23 protein-coding genes are annotated in these 26,115 nt (G+C 54.7%); 12 read left to right on the plus strand and 11 right to left on the minus strand.

The window, feature by feature from the left end:
• Nucleotides 1-3: 3 nt before the first annotated feature.
• Together dcd and udk are read right to left on the minus strand one after the other, a co-directional pair.
• Entirely contained in the window at nucleotides 4-585 is a 582-nt protein-coding gene (gene dcd, locus KAJ71_RS20865; RefSeq protein WP_024484888.1) for a dCTP deaminase, read from the minus strand.
• A gap of 126 nt (nucleotides 586-711) precedes the next feature.
• Entirely contained in the window at nucleotides 712-1,353 is a 642-nt protein-coding gene (gene udk / locus KAJ71_RS20870; RefSeq protein WP_248947447.1) for a uridine kinase, read from the minus strand.
• Between the two features lie 243 nt (nucleotides 1,354-1,596).
• Between udk and KAJ71_RS20875 the strand changes: the two genes are divergently transcribed.
• Nucleotides 1,597-2,238, plus strand: a complete 642-nt coding sequence (locus KAJ71_RS20875; protein WP_248947448.1) for a phosphatase PAP2 family protein — start codon at nucleotides 1,597-1,599, stop codon at nucleotides 2,236-2,238.
• A 190-nt stretch (nucleotides 2,239-2,428) separates the two neighbouring features.
• Here KAJ71_RS20875 and apbC read toward each other — a convergent pair whose 3' ends face one another.
• Nucleotides 2,429-3,541: an iron-sulfur cluster carrier protein ApbC gene (apbC, locus tag KAJ71_RS20880; RefSeq protein WP_248947449.1), complete on the minus strand. Its 1,113-nt coding sequence runs from the start codon at nucleotides 3,539-3,541 to the stop codon at nucleotides 2,429-2,431.
• 159 nt (nucleotides 3,542-3,700) lie between these two features.
• On the opposite strand from apbC, the gene metG reads away from it, so the two are divergent.
• From metG to sanA, 8 genes are all read left to right on the plus strand, one after another.
• Nucleotides 3,701-5,731 (plus strand): methionine--tRNA ligase, encoded by a 2,031-nt coding sequence (metG, locus tag KAJ71_RS20885; RefSeq protein WP_248947450.1) that lies wholly within the window; start codon nucleotides 3,701-3,703, stop codon nucleotides 5,729-5,731.
• 314 nt (nucleotides 5,732-6,045) lie between these two features.
• The gene (locus KAJ71_RS20890; protein WP_248947451.1) at nucleotides 6,046-7,119 is read left to right on the plus strand and encodes a sugar ABC transporter substrate-binding protein; all 1,074 of its coding nucleotides are present in this window, start codon (nucleotides 6,046-6,048) and stop codon (nucleotides 7,117-7,119) included.
• A gap of 134 nt (nucleotides 7,120-7,253) precedes the next feature.
• Nucleotides 7,254-8,477, plus strand: a complete 1,224-nt coding sequence (locus KAJ71_RS20895) for an MFS transporter (protein WP_248947452.1) — start codon at nucleotides 7,254-7,256, stop codon at nucleotides 8,475-8,477.
• Between the two features lie 143 nt (nucleotides 8,478-8,620).
• Nucleotides 8,621-9,028: a CidA/LrgA family protein gene (locus tag KAJ71_RS20900; protein ID WP_248947453.1), complete on the plus strand. Its 408-nt coding sequence runs from the start codon at nucleotides 8,621-8,623 to the stop codon at nucleotides 9,026-9,028.
• Nucleotides 9,025-9,720 carry a CidB/LrgB family autolysis modulator gene (locus tag KAJ71_RS20905; protein ID WP_248947454.1) on the plus strand — a complete coding sequence of 232 codons (696 nt, stop codon included), beginning with the start codon at nucleotides 9,025-9,027 and terminating at the stop codon, nucleotides 9,718-9,720. The genes KAJ71_RS20900 and KAJ71_RS20905 overlap by 4 nt, the downstream gene beginning before the upstream one ends.
• 137 nt (nucleotides 9,721-9,857) lie before the next feature.
• Nucleotides 9,858-10,742 (plus strand): cytidine deaminase, encoded by an 885-nt coding sequence (gene cdd, locus KAJ71_RS20910; protein ID WP_248947455.1) that lies wholly within the window; start codon nucleotides 9,858-9,860, stop codon nucleotides 10,740-10,742.
• A 156-nt stretch (nucleotides 10,743-10,898) separates the two neighbouring features.
• Nucleotides 10,899-12,596: an NAD-dependent malic enzyme gene (locus KAJ71_RS20915; RefSeq protein ID WP_248947456.1), complete on the plus strand. Its 1,698-nt coding sequence runs from the start codon at nucleotides 10,899-10,901 to the stop codon at nucleotides 12,594-12,596.
• 165 nt (nucleotides 12,597-12,761) lie between these two features.
• Nucleotides 12,762-13,514 (plus strand): outer membrane permeability protein SanA, encoded by a 753-nt coding sequence (gene sanA / locus KAJ71_RS20920; RefSeq protein WP_074028798.1) that lies wholly within the window; start codon nucleotides 12,762-12,764, stop codon nucleotides 13,512-13,514.
• Nucleotides 13,515-13,658: 144 nt separating this feature from the next.
• Here the strand turns inward: sanA and mglC are convergent, their stop codons facing one another.
• From mglC to KAJ71_RS20955, 7 genes are all read right to left on the minus strand, one after another.
• Nucleotides 13,659-14,669 (minus strand): galactose/methyl galactoside ABC transporter permease MglC, encoded by a 1,011-nt coding sequence (mglC, locus tag KAJ71_RS20925; RefSeq protein ID WP_248947457.1) that lies wholly within the window; start codon nucleotides 14,667-14,669, stop codon nucleotides 13,659-13,661.
• Between the two features lie 11 nt (nucleotides 14,670-14,680).
• A complete protein-coding gene (gene mglA / locus KAJ71_RS20930; protein WP_248947458.1) occupies nucleotides 14,681-16,189 on the minus strand; it encodes a galactose/methyl galactoside ABC transporter ATP-binding protein MglA in 1,509 nt (502 codons plus the stop codon).
• Between the two features lie 127 nt (nucleotides 16,190-16,316).
• Complete coding sequence (gene mglB, locus KAJ71_RS20935) at nucleotides 16,317-17,309, minus strand: galactose/glucose ABC transporter substrate-binding protein MglB (protein WP_248947459.1); 993 nt, start codon at nucleotides 17,307-17,309, stop codon at nucleotides 16,317-16,319.
• A 257-nt stretch (nucleotides 17,310-17,566) separates the two neighbouring features.
• Nucleotides 17,567-18,604 carry an HTH-type transcriptional regulator GalS gene (gene galS, locus KAJ71_RS20940; RefSeq protein ID WP_248947460.1) on the minus strand — a complete coding sequence of 346 codons (1,038 nt, stop codon included), beginning with the start codon at nucleotides 18,602-18,604 and terminating at the stop codon, nucleotides 17,567-17,569.
• A 129-nt stretch (nucleotides 18,605-18,733) separates the two neighbouring features.
• Nucleotides 18,734-19,915 carry a DUF418 domain-containing protein YeiB gene (gene yeiB / locus KAJ71_RS20945; protein ID WP_248947461.1) on the minus strand — a complete coding sequence of 394 codons (1,182 nt, stop codon included), beginning with the start codon at nucleotides 19,913-19,915 and terminating at the stop codon, nucleotides 18,734-18,736.
• Between the two features lie 34 nt (nucleotides 19,916-19,949).
• Nucleotides 19,950-20,615, minus strand: coding sequence for a GTP cyclohydrolase I FolE (gene folE, locus KAJ71_RS20950; RefSeq protein WP_021180574.1), 666 nt, complete (start codon nucleotides 20,613-20,615; stop codon nucleotides 19,950-19,952).
• A gap of 290 nt (nucleotides 20,616-20,905) precedes the next feature.
• Nucleotides 20,906-22,063, minus strand: coding sequence for a YbfB/YjiJ family MFS transporter (locus tag KAJ71_RS20955; RefSeq protein WP_248947462.1), 1,158 nt, complete (start codon nucleotides 22,061-22,063; stop codon nucleotides 20,906-20,908).
• A gap of 105 nt (nucleotides 22,064-22,168) precedes the next feature.
• On the opposite strand from KAJ71_RS20955, the gene ptrR reads away from it, so the two are divergent.
• The 3 genes from ptrR to fghA all read left to right on the plus strand — a co-directional run bounded on the left by ptrR (nucleotide 22,169) and on the right by fghA (nucleotide 25,166).
• On the plus strand, nucleotides 22,169-23,071 hold the full coding sequence (gene ptrR, locus KAJ71_RS20960) for a putrescine utilization regulator PtrR (protein WP_248947463.1): 903 nt from the start codon (nucleotides 22,169-22,171) through the stop codon (nucleotides 23,069-23,071).
• Nucleotides 23,072-23,183: 112 nt separating this feature from the next.
• The gene (locus KAJ71_RS20965; protein WP_248947478.1) at nucleotides 23,184-24,308 is read left to right on the plus strand and encodes an S-(hydroxymethyl)glutathione dehydrogenase/class III alcohol dehydrogenase; all 1,125 of its coding nucleotides are present in this window, start codon (nucleotides 23,184-23,186) and stop codon (nucleotides 24,306-24,308) included.
• Between the two features lie 15 nt (nucleotides 24,309-24,323).
• On the plus strand, nucleotides 24,324-25,166 hold the full coding sequence (gene fghA / locus KAJ71_RS20970; RefSeq protein WP_248947464.1) for an S-formylglutathione hydrolase: 843 nt from the start codon (nucleotides 24,324-24,326) through the stop codon (nucleotides 25,164-25,166).
• 33 nt (nucleotides 25,167-25,199) lie between these two features.
• Here the strand turns inward: fghA and gsiD are convergent, their stop codons facing one another.
• The gene (gene gsiD, locus KAJ71_RS20975) at nucleotides 25,200-26,105 is read right to left on the minus strand and encodes a glutathione ABC transporter permease GsiD (RefSeq protein WP_248947479.1); all 906 of its coding nucleotides are present in this window, start codon (nucleotides 26,103-26,105) and stop codon (nucleotides 25,200-25,202) included.
• Nucleotides 26,106-26,115: the final 10 nt, after the last annotated feature.

Raw genomic sequence — 26,115 nt, forward strand, 5'->3', positions numbered from 1 at the left:
CTGTTAATCCTTGTCAATACGACTGGCCACGGCCCCTTGCTGATCCCTGTATTTCGCGTCCTGGCGGCTGTTGTATGGCCGTGCCGCAGGCCCGGAAAGCGGTTCAAAACTCAGCGCACCGATCAACATGCCAGGGCGTAATGCCAACGGCAGCTTACCTGAATTATAGAACTCCAGCACAATGCAGCCTTGCCAGCCTGGATCGATACGGTGTGCGGTAACGTGCACCATCAGTCCCAGGCGGGCTAACGAAGAGCGGCCATCAAGCCAACCGACCAGATCGTTAGGGATGGTGACCGACTCCAGCGTCACCGCCAGCGCCAATTCTCCTGGATGGAGGAAGAAGGCTTCGCCTTCCGGCAGCACGATTTCGTCGCTCATTACGCGGTCGAGGGCAGCACTCACTTCATCCTTTGGGCCACTGAGATCGATAAAGGCAGCGGTATGGCCACGGAACACGCGGAACTGATTGCCCAGACGGACATCCACTGTGGCCCCGTTAATACGCTCAATGGGAGGACGCGGTGAAATCACCAGTTTTCCGTTATCCAGCCAGGCTTCGATATCGCGGTCGCACAGTCTCATTATTTTCTCCATTCCATCAAGGCGCATAAACTTACACGAAAATTGCCACACAACGGGCTAAAGGTCTATGTCAGGGCTCAAATAGTTCGCTAAAGGCCAGCAAAAACATGCAGACCTGTTAATGAGTTATTCAAAGAATTGGCTGATTTTTGCCTTCAGGATATCTATCGCGATACGGTTTTTACCCCCGCGCGGTACGATAATATCGGCGTATTGCTTTGAAGGCTCAATAAACTGCAGGAACATTGGGCGAACGGTTTTCTGATACTGAGCCATCACGGAATCCATGGAGCGGCCACGCTCATTCACGTCGCGCTTCATACGACGCATCAGGCAAATATCCAGCGGGGTATCGACGAAGATCGAGAAGTTCATTTCCTGGCGCAGGCGGATATCCGTCAATAACAGGATCCCTTCCAGGATGATGACCTTCTTGGGTTCGAGATGGATCGTCTCTTTCTTACGCGTATGTTCGGTGTAGCTATACAGCGGCAACTCAATCGCCTTGCCGGATTTCAACATTTGCAGATGCTGGAACAGCAGATTGTGATCCATGGCGCTGGGGTGGTCATAGTTGGTTTTGACCCGCTCTTCCATGGTCAGATGCGTCTGGTCTTTGTAGTAACTGTCTTCCGGGATCACACCGATATGTTGATCGCCAACCTGATCGCGGAGTTCGCGGTATAACGTACTGGCAATAAGGCTTTTTCCGGAGGCTGATGCGCCAGCTATACCAATAATGACGCACTGATGCGACTTGTCAGTCATAAAATTAAAGACCTGAGTTCAATGTGGGGAAAGGGGTGTAAAACACGCTAATTATAGGGAGTTAGCGCCTCAGGCGCCAGCGTTTAGACGGTAGGACGGGAGATAATCCCCAGATTAACGCTCCGATTTTCTTTGGCTGGGGGATTTAAGATTTTTTACGCTACTGCAAATCGGCGACTCAGGGTACAATTCACACCATCATCAAGGCCGCCCTCGATCCTATTTCTTAGAGTACAACCGCACATGAACTGGCATTTTCTGACTTTTTTTGGTGACAGCATGCTGCTGCTGCCCTGCGCAGCCATCGTCTTTATTATTTTACTCCTGTCCCCTACCAGCAGAAAACCGACCTGGCAATGGATACTGCTATTTGGTGGCGTTGGAGCCGTAGTTTGCGTATCGAAGCTGGCGTTTATGGGCTGGGGCATCGGCAGCCGCCACTGGGATTTTACCGGGTTCAGCGGCCACTCGGCCCTGTCTGCCAGTATCTGGCCGGTTTTGCTGTGGTTGCTCTGTGGGCGTTTCTCGTCACCAGTCAGGCGTACTGCGGTGATCGTCGGCTATCTGTTGGCCGCCGTAGTCGGTGATTCACGTTTGGTGATCCACGCCCATTCTACTTCTGAGGTGATCACCGGTCTGGCGCTCGGCTTTATCGTCAGCAGCACCTTCTTAATGCTGCAACGTGGCACACAGCCACCGCGGCTGTCCTACCGCAAAATCGCCGTTACGCTGGCGCTACCCATTGTCCTGATCAATTCCGGCACTGCGGCACCGACCCAGGGGTTACTGGAAAGGATTGCAGTGACCATTGCGCCGGTAGAAAAACCTTTTGTCCGGGCTGATTTGCACAAAAAACCACAGGTTTCAGCACCTCAGAGTCGTTAATGGCCCCTCTCCCACAGGGATAGGGGACAGAACGTGCCACAGATTAACGCCTACATCTAACCTCAACATCCGTCGAATACGTTTGCCACAGATTGACTCCTGTACCTCAACGCAGCCCCATACTGCCCCCTCTCCTTTTTACGGAGAGGGGGCGCCGAGAAGACTAAACTAACAATTTAATGCAGGGCAATCACAGTGCGCGGAAGGAAATCTCGGTAGGGATAGCTTCCCCCTGCCAGTACATCTGAGCCGCTACGCGCCCCGCCAGTTGGCGGTACATCTCGGCAAACTCGCTGTCCGGGCGGCTGACCACCGTTGGTTGCCCGCGATCCAGATCTTCACGCAGTGAGATATGCAACGGCATTTGCCCCAACAGACGGCTATGGTATTTCTGCACCAGCTTCTCTGCCCCACCGGTGCCGAAAATAGGCTCGTGATGACCACAGTTGCTGCAAACATGCATGCTCATGTTCTCAACGATGCCCAATACCGGCACATGCACCTTTTCGAACATCACAATGCCTTTGGCGGCATCAAGCAAGGCAATATCCTGTGGCGTCGTCACCACCAGCGCACCCGTCACCGGGATATTCTGCGACAAGGTCAGTTGGATATCTCCAGTCCCCGGTGGCATATCCAGCACCAGATAATCCAGATCCGGCCACAGCGTATCCTGCAGCAGTTGCAGCAGCGCCTTGCTGGCCATCGGCCCGCGCCACACCATGGCGTTATCGTCGGTGACAAGGTAGCCGATAGAGTTGGTCGCTAAACCGTGCGCCATGATCGGAGCCATATGCTGGCCGTCCGGCGAGGTTGGGCGTTCATGCTCAGTCCCCAGCATGTTGGGGATCGACGGGCCATAAATGTCCGCATCCAGGATACCCACCTTGGCACCTTCGGCGATCAACGCCAGCGCCAGATTGACCGCAGTGCTGGATTTCCCCACCCCGCCTTTGCCTGAGCTGACGGCAATAATGTTACGCACGCCTTTCACACCGGCTTGGTCGTTGGCGCGTTTCAACGTGGTAATATCGTGTTTCAGCTTCCAGTCGATAGCCTGAACGCCGGTCACGCGTAGCAGCTCGGCGCTTACCGTCTCTTTCAGCGCTTCAAACCCGCTTTGCCAGGCAAACGGCATGACCAATTCGATATGCAGGACGTTGTCCAGCAGCGTGCAGTGGTGAATGGCTTTCAGTGCGGTCAGGTTGTTTTTTAACGTCGGGTGTTCGAAGGCGGCCAATACTCCGGTCACCAGGGCGCGCAGAACTTCAGGGTTGGTCTGCTCAGGGGATTGGGCGTTCATCCCGGCTCCTTGATTTTGAATGGGTAGCAACCTGATAAGCATATCAGAACTGCAGGGCAACTCGCTCGTAAACCTGCAAGAAACCGCCCTAGCAGCAGAGAGCGCGATCGGGTAACATCAAAGACCCTTTTCACTCATTAAAGAAAGCAACTTTTTATTATGGCTCAAGTCGCGAAAAAATTATTGGTGACGTGCGCGCTACCGTACGCAAATGGTTCCATCCATCTCGGCCACATGCTCGAGCACATCCAGGCAGATATCTGGGTTCGTTACCAACGAATGCGCGGCAACGAAGTTCATTTCATCTGTGCGGATGACGCGCACGGCACGCCAATCATGCTCAAAGCACAGCAGATGGGTATCCCGCCAGAAGAGATGATCGCGGAAATGAGCCGCGAGCACCAACAGGATTTCGCCGGTTTTGGCATCAGCTATGAGAATTATCATTCGACCCATAGCGAAGAAAACCGTGAACTGTCAGGTGTGATCTATGGCCGCTTGAAAGAGAACGGTCATATCAAGCGACGCACCATTTCTCAGCTTTACGATCCCGAGAAAGGCATGTTCCTGCCGGATCGTTTTGTGAAGGGCACCTGCCCGAAATGTAAAGCTCCGGACCAATATGGCGATAACTGCGAAGTGTGTGGCGCAACCTACAGCCCAACCGAGCTGATCGATCCTAAATCCGTGGTTTCTGGCGCTACCCCGGAAATGCGTGATTCTGAGCACTATTTCTTCGACCTGCCCGCTTTCAGCGACATGCTGCAAGCCTGGACGCGCTCCGGCGCACTGCAAGAGCAGGTGGCAAACAAGATGCAGGAATGGTTCGAGTCAGGCCTGCAACAGTGGGATATCTCCCGCGATGCGCCGTATTTCGGCTTCGAAATTCCTGATGCCCCAGGCAAATATTTCTACGTCTGGCTGGATGCGCCAATCGGTTACATGGGCTCGTTCAAGAACCTGTGCGACAAACGCGGCGATCTGGATTTCGACGAGTTCTGGCGCAAAGATTCCACTACCGAGCTGTATCACTTTATCGGTAAGGATATCGTCTACTTCCACAGCCTGTTCTGGCCGGCGATGTTGGAAGGCAGCGATTTCCGCAAGCCAACCAACCTGTTTGTGCACGGCTATGTGACGGTGAACGGCGCCAAGATGTCCAAATCTCGCGGCACCTTCATTAAAGCGGGCACCTACCTCAAGCACCTGGATGCCGATTGTCTGCGTTATTACTACGCCGCCAAGCTCTCTTCACGCATCGACGATATCGACCTGAATCTGGAAGACTTCGTGCAGCGCGTGAATGCGGATATCGTGAACAAAGTGGTCAATCTGGCTTCCCGTAACGCTGGCTTTATCAACAAGCGTTTTGCCGGGCAGTTAGCCGATCACCTGGCCGACCCTGCGCTATATCAGACCTTTGTTGATGCTGCTACCAGCATTGCTCAGGCCTATGCCAGCCGTGAAACCAGCCGGGCGATCCGCGAAATCATGGCGCTGGCCGATCTGGCCAACCGCTATGTCGATGAGCAGGCTCCTTGGGTCGTAGCGAAAGAAGAAGGCCGCGACGCCGATCTGCAAGCTATCTGTTCGATGGGTATCAATCTGTTCCGCGTGCTGATGACCTACCTGAAGCCAGTGTTGCCTGCGCTGACCGAACGTGCAGAAGCGTTCCTCAACTGCGAACTGAGCTGGGATGGCATTGAGCAACCGCTGCTGGGCCATCAGGTAAGCACCTTCAAGGCGTTGTTCAACCGTATCGATCTCGACAAAGTGAATGAAATGGTTAATGCATCAAAAGAGGATCTGGTCGCCAGCCAGAAGGTTGTCAGCGGCCCGCTGGCGGACGATCCGATCCAGGACACCATCAGCTTTGACGATTTCGCCAAGGTCGATATGCGCATTGCGCTGATCAAGAGCGCTGAGTTTGTTGAAGGTTCCGACAAGCTGCTGAAGCTGCAGTTGGATCTGGGTGGCGAATCGCGCCAGATCTTCTCCGGTATCCGTTCGGCCTACCCTGATCCTTCACTGCTGGAAGGGCGTTTGACGATTATGGTGGCCAACCTGGCGCCGCGTAAAATGCGCTTTGGCGTTTCCGAAGGGATGGTGATGGCGGCTGGCCCTGGCGGCAAAGAGATCTTCCTGCTCAGCCCGGACAGCGGCGCACAGCCTGGCATGCAGGTTAAGTAAGCTTTTGTAATATCGTACAGTCCCCCTCACTCAAGGGGGCGGGGGACTGTACTTACCACCTATAGCTCTTCTGTGCCTGACCAACTCCGTATCAACTCCTTCACCCTCTGGTTTACAGCCAGTAGTTCCTGCCAAAACTGCGCGCCCCATCCAAACCAATCGTTATAACACCTGAGAAAAATTCATAAGCCGGTGGATTCCCAATTGCCAGGCATCTGGTTATGATGCTGCATCGCATAATATGGACGTCTAGACGGAAAGATATCCACACATCCAATTTTACCAGAAACTCTTCACCTGCTTCGGAGCCAATAATGAAAACGATAAAGACCTCACTGCTCGCCCTCTGCCTGCTGACCAGCCTGCCCCTGCTGGCCGCTGAGGCCACGCTTGCCCCCGTTCCTGACGCTATTGCCCAACATCAAGGGCAGATCCGCGTCGCGGTGATCCGTAACCTGGGTTCCGATGACAACACCACCCAGTTTTTGGCCGGAGCAATCCAGGAGGGGCGCAAGCTCGGTTTCAAGGTCGATACCTTCCTGAGCAACGGCGATGACGCGCGTTTTCAGGACTTCGTCAACCAGGCCATCAGCCAGAAGTATGACGGCATCATTCTTTCTCAAGGGCGTGCGCCCTACTCTACCGATCTGGTCAAACGCATCGCAGCGGCAGGCATTGCGGTGTCGGCCTTTGATACCGACGTTAGCGGCGAGATCCCCGGCGTCACCGTTTCCCAACAGGATGATGCCTCGCTGGCCAATGAGTCCTTCGGCCAACTGATCAAAGACTTCGACGGCCAGGCCAACATTATCAAGCTGTGGGTCGCGGGCTTCCCGCCGATGGAGCGCCGACAGGCCGCTTACCAGCAATTGCTCAAACAAAATCCGGGTATTCATGAGTTGGAGTCGATCGGGGCAGTGTCCTCCGATGTCCAGGGTGATACCGCCAATAAAGTGGGCGCGGTGCTGGCCAAATACCCGAAAGGTAAAATCGATGCCATCTGGGGCACCTGGGATGCCTTCAGCCAGGGAGCCTATAAGGCGCTGCAAGAAAATGGCCGCACCGAGATCAAGCTCTACAGCATCGATATCTCCAATCAGGATCTGCAACTGATGCGCGAAGCCGGTAGCCCGTGGAAGGTCAGCGTCGCGGTGGATACCAAGCTGATCGGGGCCGTCAACCTACGCCTGATCGCCAACAAGCTGGCTGGCGAACCAACCCCTGCCTCCTATCAGTTTAAAGCCGCCGCCATCCCGCAGGCCTTGCTGGTCAGCCAGACTGGCCCGATAAACGTGGCCTCACTGGGCAAGATTATTCCGGGCTGGGGCAATAGCGAAGACTTCATCCAGCCCTGGTTTGCCACCCTGCAGGCTAAATCCGGTAAATAATGCTGTTTTACCGAGGGGCTGCAGACGTAGCCTCTTTTTTTAAACAATTTTTCCGTCCCCCCCTTCTCTGCACCACAAAATAAGCTACTGTAGTTGCATTGGCGTAATAACTGTATGCATCAACAGGTTTGGTTATGAAGGGATTCCCCCCACTGATTAAGATATTGCTGGCAAGCTCGCTGGTGCTGACCATAGGCCGTGGCGTCACGCTGCCCTTTATCACCATTTACCTGACCGAGCACTTCCACCTGCTACCGAAAAGCGTGGGTATTATCTTGGGCGTCAGCCTGACTATCGGCATCATCAGCAGCTTTTATGGCGGCTATCTGGTCGATCGCTTTAATAAAAATCCGCTGATCCTGCTCGCCATCCTACTATTTTCGCTGAGCTTTTTTGCTATCCCGTGGGTCTCGCGCCCCACGGGCGTCATCCTGGTGCTGGCCATGTTACATACCGCCTATGCAGTGCTCAGCATCGCCATCAAGGCCTGTTTTGCCAGCTGGCTGCCGGTAAATCAGCGCATCAAGGCCTTCTCGATCAACTATACGCTGGTCAACGTTGGCTGGGCCGTCGGTTCATCGTTGGGCGTGATGGTCGCCGGATACAGCCCATTGCTGCCGTTCTACCTTTCCGGCGGGTTGGCGTTACTGACGGTAATAACCTTGAGCTTCCGCCTGCGCAACTATCCCTCACCACCGGCAGAAGAAACCGGTAATCCCCCACCTTCGGTACTCAACTTCCGCCAGACGGTGAATACACTGCGCGGCGATCGGCGGCTGATTTATTTCACCCTCGGCAGCACGTTAGGCGCGGTGGTGTTTGGCCAATTTACCGGCTACCTGTCGCAGTATCTGATCATTGTTAGCAATGCCGAATTTGCCTACAAGGTGATTGGCGTGGTGATGATCGTCAACGCCTGCATCGTGATCGCCCTGCAGTATCTGATCAGCCGAGGTATGCGCCAGGACAACATGCTGCGCTGGCTGATGCTGGGTACGCTATTTTTTGTCCTGGGGCTGATCGGCTTTATGCTGGCAGGTCTTTCGATATGGCTATGGGTGCTGGCCATGGCAATTTTCACCCTGGGGGAAATCATCGTCATTCCGGTCGAATATATGTTTATCGACTTTATCGCCCCGCCGCACCTGAAAGGCAGCTATTACGGCGTGCAGAGCCTGAGTAATTTGGGGGGAGCCATCAACCCGGTGATGTGCGGCTTCCTGCTGAGCTACGCGCCACCACCGGTGATGTTCCTGGTGTTAATCGCCGCCGCGTTGTTCAGCCTGCTGTTCTTCTTCCTCGGCCATCGGTTGGCGGAACAGCAAAAGCCACTTGCCAGCCTAAGCAGCGCGGAATAGCCAGCCTGGCCCGCTACTCTTAAGGCAGGCCGCAATCTTGCCAAAATGGCATGATGGGCATAGCGAGAATTCATGATGCGTTTTGTGGCGTAGCTCACGGTTTAATTGTATGATGAATGCGTCAACATCAACGAGAATGCACTATGGGCAACCTATTTAACCTGTGTTGGAAATATGTCAGGGCGATTGTGCTGATCTACCTCAGCCTGTTCGCCGGTAACGCCATTACGGCGCTGCTGCCAATCGCCATCCCCGGCAGTATTATCGGGATGCTGATCCTGTTTGCCCTGCTCTCCTCCCAAATTCTACCGGCCAAATGGGTCAAGCCTGGCTGCCATCTGTTTATCCGCTATATGGTGCTGCTGTTTGTGCCTATCGGCGTCGGCATCATGAAGTATTACGACCAGATAGTTGACGATCTGGCTCCATTGGTGGTGTCTTGCCTGATCAGTACGCTGCTGGTGTTTGTGGTAGTCGGCTATACTTCACATTACTTCCACCGCGAACGCATCATCCTCGGTAAGGCAAAAGATACGAGGGATGAGCAATGATGCAAAATATCTGGTGGTCCTTGCCGCTGACCCTGGTGGTGTTTTACGCGTCACGCAAGCTGGCGCAAAAGCTCAATATGCCGTTGCTAAACCCATTATTGGTCTCAATGGCAGTAATCATCCCGCTGCTGTTGCTGACCGGCATTCCTTATGAGCGCTATTTCCAAGGCAGCAAAATTCTCAACGATCTGCTGCAACCGGCGGTGGTCGCCCTTGCCTTTCCGCTATACGAGCAGATCCATCAGATCCGCGCGCGTTGGAAATCCATCATCACCGTCTGCTTTATTGGCAGCATGACCGCGATGATCAGCGGTGGTGCCATTGCCCTGCTAATGGGGGCCAAGCCCGAGATTGCCGCCTCGATCCTGCCAAAATCGGTGACGACCCCGATAGCCATGGCGGTTGCCGAGTCGATTGGTGGCATCCCAGCCATCAGCGCGGTGTGCGTAATTTTTGTCGGTATTCTAGGGGCGGTTTTCGGCCATTCGCTGCTTGGCCTATTGCGGATCGGCACCAATTCATCGCGCGGTTTGGCGATGGGAACAGCCTCGCATGCGTTGGGTACAGCACGCTGCGTAGAAATGGATTACCAACAAGGCGCATTCAGTTCGCTGGCTCTGGTTATCTGCGGGATTATCACTTCACTGACCGCGCCGTTTGTGTTCCCGATATTATTGCGGCTGTTTGGTTAACGGCTAAAAACTTGCGACAAGTCTCGCATTTATGGTTTTCATTGCACTGGTTTCATTAAAAAATAGATATAAATCACATTTTGTTGTGGGCCGGTTGCCTAGAATGTTAACCCGTTAACTTGTAGAGAGACTTCCTTATGCATTCGCGCTTTCAAACTGCCTACGGCGAATTGCCAACGGCCTTGCAATCCGCCCTGCTGCCTTATCTAGATGCACCTGATTTCGCAGCCATGTTCAAGGCCGAGCAGATCGCGGCGATCAAGCAACAGTGCGGGTTGGATGACGATGCTCTGGCATTTTCTCTGCTGCCATTGGCGGCCGCCTGCTCGTTAACGCCAATTTCGCATTTCCACGTGGGGGCGGTGGCGCGTGGCGTCAGCGGCAACTGGTATTTTGGTGGCAATATGGAATTCCTGGGTGCCCCCATGCAGCAAACCGTGCACGCGGAACAGTGCGCAGTCACACATGCCTGGCTGCGAGGCGAAGCCAAGCTGGTCGCAGTAACCGTCAACTACTCGCCTTGCGGTCACTGCCGCCAGTTTATGAATGAGCTTAACAGTGGCACCGAGCTGGAGATCCACCTGCCTGCACGGGCAACCGCCACGTTGGGTGATTACCTGCCTTACTCCTTTGGCCCAAAAGATCTGCAAATCAGCGAGTTGCTGATGGATCCGGTCGATCACGGATTCCAACTGACGCTGGATGATGAGTTGGCGAAAGCCGCCCTGGACGCAGCCAACCGCAGCCATGCTCCTTACAGCACCGCCCATAGCGGCGTAGCGCTGGAAGCCGAAGACGGCAAGGTTTACGCGGGCCGCTATGCAGAAAACGCCGCGTTCAACCCTAGCCTGCCGCCATTGCAGGCCGCACTGATCCTGATGAATGTCTCCGGTGGTAATTGCCAGAAAATCCGCCGCGCTGTCTTGGCAGAAGCGGAAGTCGCAGTTCTGACCCAGTGGGATGCCACCCACGCCACCCTGGCGGCCTTGGGCTGCCAAGACGTCAAACGTATCACCTTCTGATCCCTCAGGCGGGGCCACTGTGCTCCGCCGCAATCCGTCTAAAAAACCAGCAACAAGCGATAATTCCTCATTATTTACTAACAAATGCTGTACATATTTTGCCGATCTCTTAGGATCGGCAGTAATAAAGCTTACCCTAGGCAAAGAGTAAAACTGATGGAACTGGAATACGAAAGCAAACGCCCTCTCTATATCCCCTACGCTGGCCCCATCCTGTTGGAATTCCCGTTGCTGAACAAAGGCAGCGCCTTTTCCGAAGAAGAGCGCAGTAACTTCAACCTGCACGGCCTGCTGCCAGAAGCGATAGAAACCATCGAAGAACAGGTGGAACGCGCTTACCGTCAGTATCAGGATTTCAAGAACGATAACGACAAGCACATCTACCTGCGTAATATCCAGGACACCAACGAAACGCTGTTCTATCGCCTGTTGGATTCACATCTGAGCGAGATGATGCCCATCATCTATACGCCAACCGTGGGTGAAGCCTGTGAGCATTTCTCCGATATCTATCGCCGCGCACGTGGGCTGTTTATCTCCTACCCGAACCGCGATCGCATCGACGATATGCTGCAAAACGCCACCAAGCAGAACGTTAAGGTGATTGTCGTCACCGACGGGGAACGCATCCTTGGCCTGGGCGACCAGGGCATCGGGGGTATGGGGATTCCAATCGGTAAGCTCTCTCTGTACACCGCCTGTGGCGGCATCAGCCCGGCCTATACCTTGCCGGTGGTGCTGGACGTCGGTACCAACAACCCGCAGCGCCTGAACGACCCACTCTATATGGGGTGGCGTCATCCGCGTATTTCTGGCGATGAATATCACGCCTTTGTGGAAGAATTCATCCAGGCGGTGAAACGCCGTTGGCCGAACGTGCTGTTGCAGTTTGAAGATTTCGCCCAGAACAACGCCACACCGCTGCTTAATCGCTATCGTGACGAACTGTGCTGCTTTAACGACGATATCCAAGGCACAGCCGCCGTGACGCTGGGCAGCCTGATTGCCGCCAGCCGTGCCGCTGGTAGCCAACTGCGCGATCAAACCGTTGCCTTCCTGGGTGCCGGTTCCGCAGGCTGTGGGATTGCCGAGCAGATCATCGCCCAGATGAAATCGGAAGGGTTGAGTGAAGAGGAGGCCCGCGCCCGCGTCTTTATGGTTGATCGCTTTGGCCTACTGACGGATAAGCTGCCAAACCTGCTCGATTTCCAGAGCAAACTGGTGCAGAAAAGTGCCAGTCTGGAAGAATGGCAGGTGGAGAGCGATGCGATCTCCCTGTTGGAAGTCGTGCGCAACGCCAAGCCGACAGTGCTGATCGGCGTATCTGGCCAGCCGGGGCTATTTACCGAAGAACTGATCCGTGAGATGCACCAGCATTGCCCGCGCCCGATCGTAATGCCGCTGTCCAACCCGACTTCCCGCGTGGAAGCCCGGCCAGAAGATATCATCAACTGGACCGACGGTGCCGCACTGGTCGCCACTGGCAGCCCGTTCTCACCGGTAACCTATAAAGACCAGCTGTTCCCAATTGCCCAGTGCAACAACTCCTATATCTTCCCAGGGATTGGCCTTGGCGTACTGGCTGCTGGGGCAAAACGGGTCACCGATGCCATGCTGATGGCCGCCAGCCGCGCCCTGGCCGACTGCTCTCCGCTAGCTACCGATGGCCACGGCGCACTGCTGCCGAATATCGATGATATTCAAGGCGTATCCAAATGCATCGCGATGGAAGTGGGCAAAGCCGCTCAGTTGCAGGGAGTGGCAGTAGTGACGTCGGAAGAGGCGTTGTCTAAAGCCATTGAGCATAACTTCTGGCGTCCGCAATACCGTATCTATAAACGCACGTCGTTCTAAGTTCCTTACCGGGCCTGTTAATCAGGCCCGGTTCTCACGCCTAGACAAGAATATGCTGAAAAATGCAGCGTAACCGCTGCGGTAAACGGCTCATTGCTTGCGTCTGCCGGGCAGGTAAAGTAGCCTTGAGTCTTACTTTAGCCCTCGTTCGCGCAAGGCATCAACATGTGGAAACGCCTGATAATTAGCCTGTTCATCATCATTTCGGTGCTGATGCTGTCGGCTATCGCGCTCGATCGCTGGATAAGCTGGAAAACCGCGCCTTACATTTACGAAGAAATGCAAACGCTACCACACCGTCAGGTGGGGGTGGTGCTTGGCACTTCCAAATATTACCGTACCGGAGTGCTTAACCAATATTACCGCTACCGTATTCAAGGAGCGATCAACGCCTATAACAGCGGCAAGGTGAAGTACCTGCTGCTGAGCGGCGATAATGCCCAGCAAAGCTACAACGAACCGATGACCATGCGCCGCGATCTGCTGGCCGCTGGCGTTGCGCCTAGCGATATCGTGCTCGACTACGCAGGTTTCCGTACCCTCGACTCCATCGTCCGTACGCGCAAGGTGTTCGATACCAACGACTTCATCATCATCACCCAGCGTTTCCACTGCGAGCGCGCCCTGTTTATCGCCCTGCATATGGGCATCCAGGCGCAATGCTATGCGGTACCTTCGCCAAAAAATATGATGACGGTGCGCGTGCGTGAGATCTTTGCCCGCCTGGGTGCCTTGACCGATCTGTATATCCTCAAGCGTGAGCCCCGCTTCCTTGGCCCATTAATCCCGATATCTGCAATGCACAAGGTGCCGGAAGATGCACCGGGTTATCCGGCGGTGTCGCCGGAGCAGTTGGTAGAGCTGGAGCACAAGCTGGCGGCAGAAAAGCTTAAGGCCCAGCAGCAGAAGAAGAGCTGAGTTTCACCTCAAGCTTAAGCGATTGCCTCTCTCCCAAAGGGAGAGAGGCAACAGCGACAACTGGAATAACATCTCTGCCATGTTACATGGCAAAAGCAAAACGGCCAGCAAATGCTGGCCGTTATCGTAAAGCACAAAACAGACTTATTTTTTCTTGGCGTACTTCAGGGAGTCCAGCGCTACCGCGAAGATGATAATGCTACCCTTGATGATATACTGCCAGTAAGGGTTCACGCCGATATAGGTCAGGCCGTAGTTGATGACGGTAAAGATGATCACCCCGGTCACCACGCCCAGCACCGTACCTACCCCACCGGCGAACGACACTCCACCGACCACACAGGCCGCGATAGCATCCAGTTCATACATAAAACCGAGGTTGTTGGTGGCGCTACCGATACGGCCCGCTTCCAGTAAACCGCCAAAGGCATAGAATACCCCAGACAGCGCATAGATCATGATCAGGTTCAGCGGAACGTTGACGCCAGAGACTTTCGCCGCTTCCGGGTTACCACCGATGGCAAAGATATTTTTGCCGAAGCGGGTTTTATTCCACAACACCCAGACAAAGATAATCGCAATAATCGCATAGAAGGTAATGTACGACAGCTTGAAGTCGCCGAATCGCAAGAACCCCTGTGCGAAGCTGGAGAATTTAGGATCGAAGCCGGCAACCGGTGAAGCTCCCACGTAATCGTAATACAGGGAGTTAATCCCATAAACGATGATCATGGTGCCCAACGTGGTGATAAACGGCGTCACGTTGAGGTAGGCGATAATCAAGCCATTGATCAGGCCAATCACCGCTCCCACGGCGCAAACCAGCAAGATCACCAACGGGATCGACCAGGTTTCCATCTGCGGGAACACTTTGTTGACGTTATCCATCGATTGCAGCAGGGTCGCGGCAATTACCGCAGCCAACCCTACCTGACGCCCGGCAGAAAGGTCTGTCCCCTGCGTAACGATCAGCCCGGCCACGCCCAGCGCAATGATAATACGCACCGAGGATTGGGTCAGGATATTGCTCAGGTTCATCAGGCTTAAAAAGGTCGGGTCCTGGATAATAATAATTGCCAGTAACACCAACAGGACCAGATAAATGCCACCCTCTTTAAAATAGGTGAACAAGGTTTTTTTATTCAGTGCATTCATAATTACGATCCTTAAAGATGCAAGGAGGCTAGCCGCAATATTTCATTTTGCGAGGTCTGTTTGGTATTCACAATGCCCGCAACCTGACCATTACTCATCACCAATATTCTGTCGGTAATTCCCAAAAGCTCCGGCATTTCGGAAGAGATTATAATGATCCCCTTGCCCTTCTTCGCCAACTCGGTCATTAACTGGTAAATTTCAAACTTTGCCCCCACGTCGATACCCCGCGTTGGCTCATCCATCATCAGGATTTCCGGCTGTGTCAGTAGCCAGCGGCCAATGATCACCTTTTGCTGATTACCGCCGGAAAGCGAACCGATATTGGTATGGTGGCCCGGCGTTTTCACCCGCATGGCATCGATCACCCATTGGGTGTCGCTTTTCATCCGGCTGTTATCCAGCAGGCCCATTTTGTTTTTGTATTGACGGATATTGGAGATCAGCGAGTTAAAGCCAATATCCAGATAGGCATAAATACCGGTGGAACGACGCTCCTCCGTCACCAGGGCAAAACCGTGGTTGATGGCTTCGTTAGCACTGTTGTTATTGATATTTTTACCGTGCAGCTTGATGGTTCCGGCCACCTTCTCGCGGATGCCAAACAGGGTTTCCACAATGTCGGTGCGCTTGGCACCCACCAGCCCGGCAATGCCCAGGATCTCCCCCTGATGCAGATCGAAAGAGATATCGCGGATCGAAGGCTGGCGCAAAGAGGTCAGGCCTTTCACCTCTAAAATCACCTCACCCGGGGTATTCTGACGATCGGGGAAACGCTGGCTCAGCGAACGCCCAACCATCATCGAGATAATCTTGTCCATATCCAGCCCTTCCAGCGGCTGGGTGGCAATCCATTGGCCGTCGCGCAGAATGGTAATCTCATCGCAAAGCTGGAAGATCTCTTCCATTTTGTGCGAGATATACACGATGCCGCAACCGCGCTCTTTCAGCTTACGGATAATGGTGAACAGATGATTAACCTCCTTCTCGGTCAGAGAAGACGTTGGCTCATCCATAATCACAATTTTGGCGTTATAGGAGAATGCCTTGGCAATTTCGATCATCTGCATCTGGGATACCGAAAGCGTGCCAACTTTGGCGCGGGGATCGATATCGATATCCAGTTCGTCGAAAATTTCCTTGGTATCTTTGTACATCTTGTCCTGATCGACAAACAGCCCTTTGGTGGGGTAGCGCCCCAACCACATGTTGTCCATCACGGTACGTTGCAACACCAGGTTCAGTTCTTGATGAACCATCGAAACGCCCTGCTCCAGCGCTTCTTTGGAACTCTTGTAATCGACCTCCTGCCCCTGAAACAGAATACTGCCGGAGTCTTTTTTATAAATGCCAAACAGACACTTTAATAAGGTGGATTTTCCGGCGCCGTTCTCCCCCATTAATGCATGAATGGAGTTTGGACGTACGCGTAAATTCACATTGTCTAATGCCTTTACGCCGGGAAACGACTTACTGATATCCGTCATTTCCAGTAGCCACTCACGAGAGTTTTCGGCCATAAATAGTCCTGGCTAATTCTGGAACCAGCACTCTCCCAAGCTGGCTTACAGCAGTGGAGAATTAACGGGTTCTTCTAATAAGTTCCCCCACAGAGAAAACAGTGGGGGCATCTCCATCTATCTCGATTTATTTCACAAACTGAGACAGGTTATCTTTATCTACGCCCACGTAAGGAATACGCACGATTTTATCGACGATCTTCCATTGGGTGCCGTCAGCGGCAGGTTTGCCCGCGGCCAGGTTCTTCGCCAGATCGAAGGTCGCCTTCGCCTGATTGTCGGCATCGTTCAGCACGGTACCGGCCATCGCCCCGGATTTCACCAACGCCAGTGCTTCTGGCAGGGCATCGACACCAAATACCGGAATGCTGCTCTTGTTGTGAGCTTTCAGGGCTTCAACCGCCCCCATGGCCATGGCGTCGTTGTTGGCGATGACCACTTCGATTTTGTTGGCGTTAGGGCCAGACAGCCAGGCGTCCATCTTGTCTTTAGCCTGAGCGGTATCCCACATCGCGGTGTCCATCTGCAGTTGCTGAGTCTTGTCGCCTTTTTCGTTCAGCGTTTTGATCACGTAGGTGGTACGCGCTTCTGCATCCGGGTGGCCCGGCTCGCCTTTCAACAGCACATATTGGATCTGGCCGTCTTTGTTCAGATCCCAGGCTGGGTTGGCTTTCCAGTGTTTGGCAATCAGTTCACCCTGGATCACGCCAGACTCTTTAGAGTCGGTACCGACGTAATAGGCTTTGTCGTAGCTATCCAACGCCTTGCGAGAAGGTTCTTTGTTGTAGAACACCACCGGGATATCATTGGCACGCGCTTTGTCAATCACCACCGGAGCGGCGGCCGGATCCACCAGGTTGATCGCCAGCGCTTTTACGCCTTTGGCAATCAGTACGTCGATCTGGTCATTCTGCTTGGACTGGTCATTCTGTGAGTCATTCATCAGCAGCGTAACATCCGGAGAAGCCTTGGCATCTTTCTCGATCGCCTTACGCACCACCGACATAAAGTTGTCGTCATATTTGTAAATCGTGACGCCAATACGGGTATCTGCATGCGCAGCAGCGCCAAACATCATGCTTGTGGCCAGCGCGGCCAGGGTGAAAACCTTCTTATTCATTGTCTGTCTCCGGTTTGTAGAGGGTCGTACTCGGTATTAAGCCTTTAGCCACAATGCACACAGTTGGGCCTGGCAGTTTCAAATGAATTCCTGTCATCCGTGTTGCTTGTTATTCCTGTGATGCTGTGTCAGCGCCAGATTAAAAGCTTGGCTGGCAAGAGCCTTTGCGCTGGAAAACGACTAGAGCATAGACGGCACCATGTTAATAATCTGTGAATTTTCTCACAGATTGAAAACGGTTACACACCAATAAATGTTCAGAGAGTGACCGAAGCCTCACTTTGCCACGGCGCAACGGAGTGGCGACGCACCAGCGTCGGCATGAACAGATGTGAAGCCTGAGGCTCGAGCTGCCCGGCAGCGCCCTTCAGCGCCAGCTCGGTAGCCAGGGTGGCCATTGAAACAATCGGGTAACGGATGGTGGTCAGCTTGGGGCTGGTATAGCGGGCAATGGGGATATCATCAAACCCCACCAGCGAGAAGTGCTGCGGCACCGTGATACCGTTTTCTTTCAGCACCGCCATCGCACCGGCTGCCATGGCGTCGTTATAGGCAAACACGGCGCTCAGATGCAGGTTGCGGCCCAGTAGTTCAACCATCGCCGCTTCACCGCCTTGCAGGTCCGGTGAACCGTAGGCCCGCCAGCTCTCCGGCGGGGAAAAGCCTGCCACAGCCATCGCCTGGCTATAGCCTTTCTGACGCAGCGGGCCATCTTCGATGAGGTGATCGGAGCCCAGATAACCGATCCGCTGATGCCCTTGCGAGAGCAACAAACGCATGGCAACTTCTGCGCCAAACACGTTGTTCAGGCCAACGCAGCGGTGCTCATAGCCTGTTACAATTCTGTTAATTAATACCATGCCCGGCACCTGATCCATGAAGGCGATCAGTTCCGCATCGCATAATGCTTTTGCATGAACAATCAAGGCATTGCAGCGTTGACGGATCAATACCTCGATCGCATGACGCTCTTTGTCTGCCTGATGGTAACTGTTGCCGATCAGCAGGTATTTGTGGTTTTGCTGCGCCACCGTATCTACCGCTTTCACTAACGCGCCGAAGAACGGGTCGGAGACATCCATCACCACCACGCCAAGCGTATCACTGCTCTGAGTAGCCAATGCCTGAGCGTTGGCGTTTGGCCGATAACCCAGTTCCGCCACCGCCTTCAGCACCTGTTCGCGGGTCTCTTTGCTGGTCAGGGCACTGTTGTTCAGCACTCGCGAGACAGTGGCGACGGACACACCCGCACGCTTCGCCACATCGCGAATGGTGGTTGAATGCACAGAATTCATGAAACGTCCTGAGGTCGACAGAGTTGACAGTGGGGCTATCCTACCCCGTTTGTCATCCTCCTCAGCGTGAATTCCGTCACAGGAAAGAAAACGTTTACATACAATTTTTTAACCTACCTGCTCCAGATCTTATTTTGTCGGCTGACGTACACTTTCCCCCGCTGCAAGGGAAGTCAGTTTGCGCCACAGCCATTCCATAGGGCCTTGTGCGAAGTAGGTCAGCCACAGCGTGGAAAACAGCAGGTTAACCAGCCACACCAGGGGAATGACCGCCAATAGCTGCAAACGGTCGAGCTGTTGATAGAGGCCAAAACGGTAGAACAACGTGGTGCAGATCAGGGTTTGTAGCAGGTAATTGCTTAGCGCCATCCGCCCAACCTGGGTTAACCAGTGGCTGATACGCAGGCGGGAAAGCGTTGGCCAAAAACCGTAGACCAGAGCCAGATAACCAATAGCCTGCAACGGCGAACCCAACTCACGCGGCACCTGCAGCAGAAAACCGCTCCAGCGATAATCCCAATTCAACTGCCACTGTAGCAGCACACCGGGCAACTGGATCAGCAATGAAAGCGGTATCAACCAAGCAACCTGCCGGCGGTAATAAGCGGGTGAGTAACTGTTACGCAGCCAACCGCTGCGCATCATGCCTGCACCAAACAGCATCAGCCCGGCCAGTTGCCAGCCATACTGCGCACCTATGGCTATCAGGCTGGAAGAGAGCAGATCCAGGCGGCTGCGCCAGGCTTCTGGCCCGCCTTGCAACTTCCAGAACTTCTCATACTGCAATTCGGCCACGCTCGGCTGCCAGAAGCTGCCCGGCTCACCGTGAGAGATAAACCCTAGCAGCAGCAATACCGCCACGCCGATCAAATACAGCACCGCACCGGTTTTTAACAGGGTGAAGGTATTCTGTGCGTCACGGATCATGCGCCAGCACACCAGGCCGATCAGCCCGTAGGCCAGCAGAATATCCCCATCCCACAAGAAAATGGCGTGCCCCAGGCCAAACAGGACCAACCAGGATAACCGGGCGCGGATCCAGACTTTGCCCCGCCGTAGCAGCAGTTGCAGCCCGGCCCCAAACAGCAGCGCGAACATGGCCAGGAACTTGACCTGAGCGAACAGATCCAACAGTGCCCAGGTCCAGACATCACGTGTGGAGGGCATACCCAGATAGGCAGGGTTAAGGTAGGCGGCTTTCGGCAAGCCAAATGCGCTGATATTGAGCAACAGAATGCCAAGGATGGCGATACCGCGTACGCAGTCCAGCGTAGCAATGCGGGGTAGCGATGTAGTTGGATTAGCGTTCATTTTGTCCCGCAGTGGTTCAAGCCCCCTGCAGCTATCAACCGTGATGGTGACGCACCGCACGCAGGAATTCCTGGCGCGTATTCTGGCTGGATTTGAACAGTCCGCCTAGCGATGTGGTGGTAGTGGCGCTGGTAGCGTCACGAATGCCACGAGCCTTGACGCAGTAATGCACCGCATCGATCGATACCGCCACGTTGTTGGTGCCTAACAGCGTTTGCAACGCCACCAGGATCTGCTGAGTCAGCCGCTCCTGTACCTGTGGGCGGCGAGCAAAGAACTGCACGATGCGGTTGATTTTCGACAGGCCTATCACCGAGTCTTTAGGAATATACGCCACGGTGGCTTTACCATCGATGGTGACAAAGTGATGTTCGCAGGTGCTGGTCAAGGTGATATCACGCACCGTCACCATTTCGTCCACTTTCATCTTGTTTTCGATGACGGTGATCTTCGGGAAGTTGGCGTAATCCAGGCCGGAGAAGATCTCATCGACATACATTTTCGCAATACGGTGTGGCGTTTCTGCCAGGCTGTCGTCGGACAGATCGAGGTTCAACAGCTGCATGATTTCCGTCATGTGCTCTTTGATACGGCGCTTGCGCGTCTCGCGATCCAACACTTCCCCACATAACGGGGTTTCCAGGCCGCGCGCTTCAAGCGCCGCGTGCACCAGTGCAGCTTCATTACTTAACGATGTCATGGCGATGTGTCTCCAGCAGGCAGCCCCAATGCATGCTATGCCGATAAATAGCAGATTGGCGGTTTCTCATTCTTATTTACCCTGTTCTTCCAAGCTGCGACTCGAAATTTATGGGCTATATAGCAGCCAGGTTCACCGTTTATAACGTGAACCCGATCAATATTTTCACCCACTCTAGATGAGAGTGAGACGTTTATCCAGTGATTGTGTTTCATCCTGGTATGAAAAATCCGCATCCAGCCCGTAGCAGGCTGGCTCCGGCTATTCCACATTTTTTGTGCGTATTTTACTCAAGATAACGTTGGCTTGCTGGCCGTAGCCCGCGCCGTGGTATTGATCACCAGCACACCGGCGATCAGCAGCCCCAGCACCGCCACATACAACGCTGGCTCCAAGCGATGCGTCAGCGCCGTTGAAACCGCCGAAAGCATCGGGCCAACCAACTGGCCTATGGCATAACCCGTGGTCAACAGTCCCGCCATATAACGTGCGTGATTCGGAGCCAACTCCCTACCGTGCTGGATAGATAGCTGTACCACGCTGAGGAACCCACCGCCGGTTAGCATGGCCCCTAATGCCAGACCGGTAACGCCCGGCACCACTTCGGCACAAAGTACGCCCAGTGCCTGTACCCACAGAGTGATTGCCAAACGGGTCTGGGTAGTGAGCCGATGGCGGGTTGCTATACCGATGATAATCCCCAACACCGCCGCACCGCCAAAAATCGGCCAGACAAACTGGGCAAACAGGCTGTCAGGGAAACGGGCCGCCGCCATCTGTGACAGAAAGGTCGCAGGCAGGATATAGCCAAAACCCGCGAGGCTATAACTCCACACCAGGCGCTTTAATGCCGGGGTGAGCACCAGCGGCTCAGGCTTCACATCGGGACGATGCAGTTCCCCTACCCTTGGCAAATTAATGCTGATCGCGGCAATTAACACCAACGCCAATGCGCCATACACCAGCCAGGCCTGCGAAGCGCTCAAGCCCCAACTGTTGATCGCTACCGCCAGCATGCCGCTGATAAAAATCCCGGCCCCAGGCCCGGCAAAGACCGCAGCACTCAACGCGGGACGGCCATAATGCGCCAACCGCTCGTTAGTCCAGGCCGCCACCAGCACCATCGACCAACCGCTGGCCCAGCCAATCGCAAAGCGCACTGCACCGTGCAGCCACTCCCCCGACACCAAGGCAGAGACCAGCGTCAGCGCTACCGCTCCCCACACGCCAAGCCACAGGCGGCGCTCCACATGGCGGCTGGCACGCATCGCATCATAGGCACCGCACAGGTAGCCCAGGTAGTTCAACGCCGCCACCAGCCCGGCCCCGGTCAGGGTGAACTGGTGCTCAGCAATCATCAACGGCACCTGCGGAGTAAAGGCAAACCGGCCAATCCCCATCGCCACGATCAAAGCAATAAAACCACTCAAGGCTATTTTTAGCGCCATCGCTGTATCCAACCTGTTAAAAGAAAGTTGCGGCTAGCATGCCGCAGTATTACACTCACAAAAACTGAATAATACTCATCAAGTTCATCACGAAAAGAGAAAGTTATGGATCTCACCCAACTGCGCATGTTCTGTTGCGTGGCCGAAACCGGCTCCGTCGCCCGTGCCGCCGAGCAATTGCACCGTGTGCCGTCAAACTTGACCACGCGCCTGCGTCAGCTCGAGCAGGAACTGGGCACCGATCTGTTTATCCGTGAAAAGCAGCGCCTGCGCCTCTCGCCGATGGGCCATAATTTTCTCTGCTACGCCCACCGCATTCTGGCGCTGAGTGAAGAAGCCATGAGCATCACCCATACCGGGGAACCGGCCGGTAACTTTGCGCTTGGCTCGATGGAAAGCACCGCCGCCACCCGGCTACCTACCTTGCTGGCCGCTTACCATCAGCGATTCCCGCAGGTTTCCCTTTCGCTGGCGACTGGCACCTCCGGGGAAATCATTGAGCGTGTACGCGCAGGAACCCTGGCCGCTGCACTGGTCGATGGCCCGTTGCAGCATGATGAACTGAACGGCTGTGTCGCTTTCCCCGAACGCATGGTGGTGATCACCTGCCTGGATCATCCGCCTATCCACAGCGCCTTGGATGTCAAAGGGGAAACCCTGTTTGCCTTCCGCGCCAGTTGCTCTTATCGCCTGCGCCTGGAGTCCTGGTTCAAGCGTGACGGTTCATTGCCAGGTACTATCATGGAGATCCAGTCTTATCACTCCATGCTGGCCTGCGTGGCCAGCGGTGCCGGGTTGGCGATGATCCCGTATTCGGTGCTCAACCTGCTGCCCGGCTACAAACGGGTCAAAGTTCATTCACTCCCTGCCGACATTGCCGAAACGGCTACCTGGCTGTTATGGCGGCGTGATGCGTTTGGGCCAAACGTCCGCACGTTAAAACAACTGATTATAGAACAGGCTGAAAGTTCAGAGGTAGATGCCGAGTCCATCCTCCTGACAGAGTAGGGGCGCCGCACGCTGCGCCCGTCTAGCCGCAAGTGCTGCCCATTCAGATATCAATGAATTAATTCGGGTCGAACATGTTCGACCCCCTAAAAGTAACGATTAGGAGAACATGATGGAATTTATCAAAACCCGTGCTGCCGTGGCTTGGGGACCGAACCAGCCGCTGAAGATTGAAGAAGTCGATCTGATGCCGCCACAGAAAGGTGAAGTGCTGGTGCGCATCGTCGCCACCGGCGTTTGCCATACCGATGCCTATACCCTGTCAGGCAAAGATCCGGAAGGCGTGTTCCCGGCGATCCTGGGCCACGAAGGCGGCGGCATAGTCGAAGCGATCGGCGAAGGCGTGACCAGCGTTGCCGTCGGCGACCACGTGATCCCGCTGTACACCCCAGAATGCGGCGAGTGCAAATTCTGTAAATCCGGCAAAACCAACCTGTGTCAGGCCATCCGCTCTACCCAGGGCAAGGGCCTGATGCCAGACGGCACCACCCGCTTCTTTAAAGACGGCAAGCCGATTTTCCACTATATGGGCACCTCTACTTTTGCTGAACGCACCGTAGTACCAGAAATCTCACTGGCAAAAATTAGCAAAGAAGCGCCGTTGGAAGAAGTTTGTCTGCTTGGCTGTGGCGTCACCACCGGCATGGGTGCGGTGATCAACACCGCCAAGGTCAAGGCTGGCGATACCGTAGCTATTTTCGGCCTGGGCGGCATCGGGTTGTCGGCGATTATCGGCGCTCAGATGGCCGGTGCCAGCCGCATTATCGGCATCGATCTCAACACCAGCAAGTTCGAGCTGGCTCGCAAGCTGGGCGCGACCGACCTGATCAATCCAAAAGATTACGATAAACCCATCCAGGACGTGATCGTTGAGCTGACCGACGGCGGCGTCGACTTCTCCTTTGAATGTATCGGCAACGTCAACGTGATGCGTTCAGCGCTGGAGTGCTGCCATAAGGGCTGGGGTGAGTCGGTCATTATCGGCGTTGCCGGTGCTGGCGAAGAAATCGCGACCCGCCCGTTCCAACTGGTGACCGGCCGCGTCTGGCGCGGTTCCGCCTTTGGTGGCGTGAAAGGCCGCAGCCAACTGCCGGGGATCGTGCAGCGTTATCTGGACGGCGAGTTTGCGCTGAACGACTTTATTACTCATACCATGGGGCTAGAACAGATCAACGAGGCGTTCGATCTGATGCATGAAGGCAAATCAATCCGTTCCGTGATCCATTTCGATAAATAAGCCAGGAGGCAGAGGATGACGATGTCATTAGAACTTCTCGAAGAGCACCGCATGTTCGGTGGTTGGCAACAACGTTACCGCCACGCGGCGCAGAGCCTGAATTGCAACATGACGTTCAGTATCTATCTGCCGCCACCACGCGATGATAACCCGCCGTCGGTGCTGTACTGGCTCTCCGGGCTGACCTGCAATGATGAAAACTTCACGTTGAAGGCCGGTGCCCAACGCGTTGCCGCCGAACTGGGGCTGGTGCTGGTGATGGCAGATACCAGCCCGCGCGGTGATGAAGTGCCGAATGATGAAGGTTACGATCTGGGCCAGGGGGCGGGGTTCTACCTCAACGCCACTCAGGCTCCTTGGGATCAACACTTTCGCATGTATGACTACATCAGCGATGAGCTGCCGGCGCTGATTAAGCAGCATTTCAGCGTCAGCGATCAGCAATCCATTGCGGGCCATTCGATGGGCGGCCACGGTGCGTTAATGATGGCGTTGCGTAACCCACAGCGTTTTCGTTCGGCGTCGGCCTTTGCACCGATCGTCAACCCTTGCCAGGTGCCTTGGGGCCGTAAAGCCTTTGCGGCCTATCTGGGGGATGACGAAACGCAGTGGCTGCAATATGACAGTTGTCATTTGCTGGCCAGCGGGGCGGAGCCGCTGCCGATGTTGATCGATCAGGGAGATGGGGATCAGTTTCTGGCAGATCAGCTGCAACCGGCCAAGCTGGCGGAGTTAGCACGCCAGCGCGACTGGCCGTTAACCCTGCGCATTCAGCCGGGTTACGACCACAGCTACTTCACCATCGCTACCTTTATCGACGATCATCTGCGTTTTCATGCCGAGCATCTGTTCCGCTGATTGATTTGCCCCCTCTCCTTTTGAGGAGAGGGGCTACCCTTTCAGCTTCGGATCTAACGCATCACGTAACCCATCGCCTAACAGATTAAACGCCAGCACGGTGAAGAAGATTGCCAGACTGGGGAAGATCGCCACATGTGGGGCAATCACCATATCCGCCCGCGCTTCATTAAGCATCGCTCCCCATTCAGGGGTCGGCGGTTGCGCTCCCAATCCCAAGAACGACAGGCTGGCAGCGGTAATGATTGAAGTCCCGATACGCATGGTGAAATAAACCACGATCGACGAGATTGTGCCCGGCAAAATATGCCGCAGGATGATGGTCCAGTCCGAAGCGCCGATGCTACGCGCTGATTCAATGTAGGTCTGATGTTTCAGCACCAAAGTGTTGCCACGCACCAGGCGCGCAAACGCCGGAATGCTGAAGATAGCCACGGCGACAATCACGTTGGCCATGCCGCTGCCCATGATCGCTACCACGCCAATCGCCAGCAGGATGCCGGGGAAGGCAAACAGCACGTCACTGATGCGCATCACGATGCGATCCCACCAACCTTCGTAATAGCCCGCCAGCAAACCGAGCACCGTACCGATCACACTGCCAACCAACACCGAAAATACCCCGGCGGCCAAAGAAATCCGCGCCCCCATCAGTATACGGCTAAAAATATCCCGCCCCAGTGAATCCACCCCGAGCCAGTGCACCAGCGAAGGTCCTTCATTAAGCCGATCGTAATCAAAGAAGTTTTCCGCATCATAAGGCACCAGATGCGGGGCCAGCAGCGCAGCGACCACCAGCAGCAACACAAACACGCCGGCCACCATCGCGACCTGCTGGCGACGAAAACGCCGCCAGAACTCATGCCAAGGCGTACGCACCGCGTTGGGGTTAATCACCGGCATTGCCTTGAGCGCGGCATTACGCCGCCAATACTTCATCATACGGCCT

The sequence above is a fragment of the Serratia silvae genome (genome assembly GCF_023282985.1).
GTDB classification, from domain to species: domain Bacteria; phylum Pseudomonadota; class Gammaproteobacteria; order Enterobacterales; family Enterobacteriaceae; genus Chania; species Chania silvae.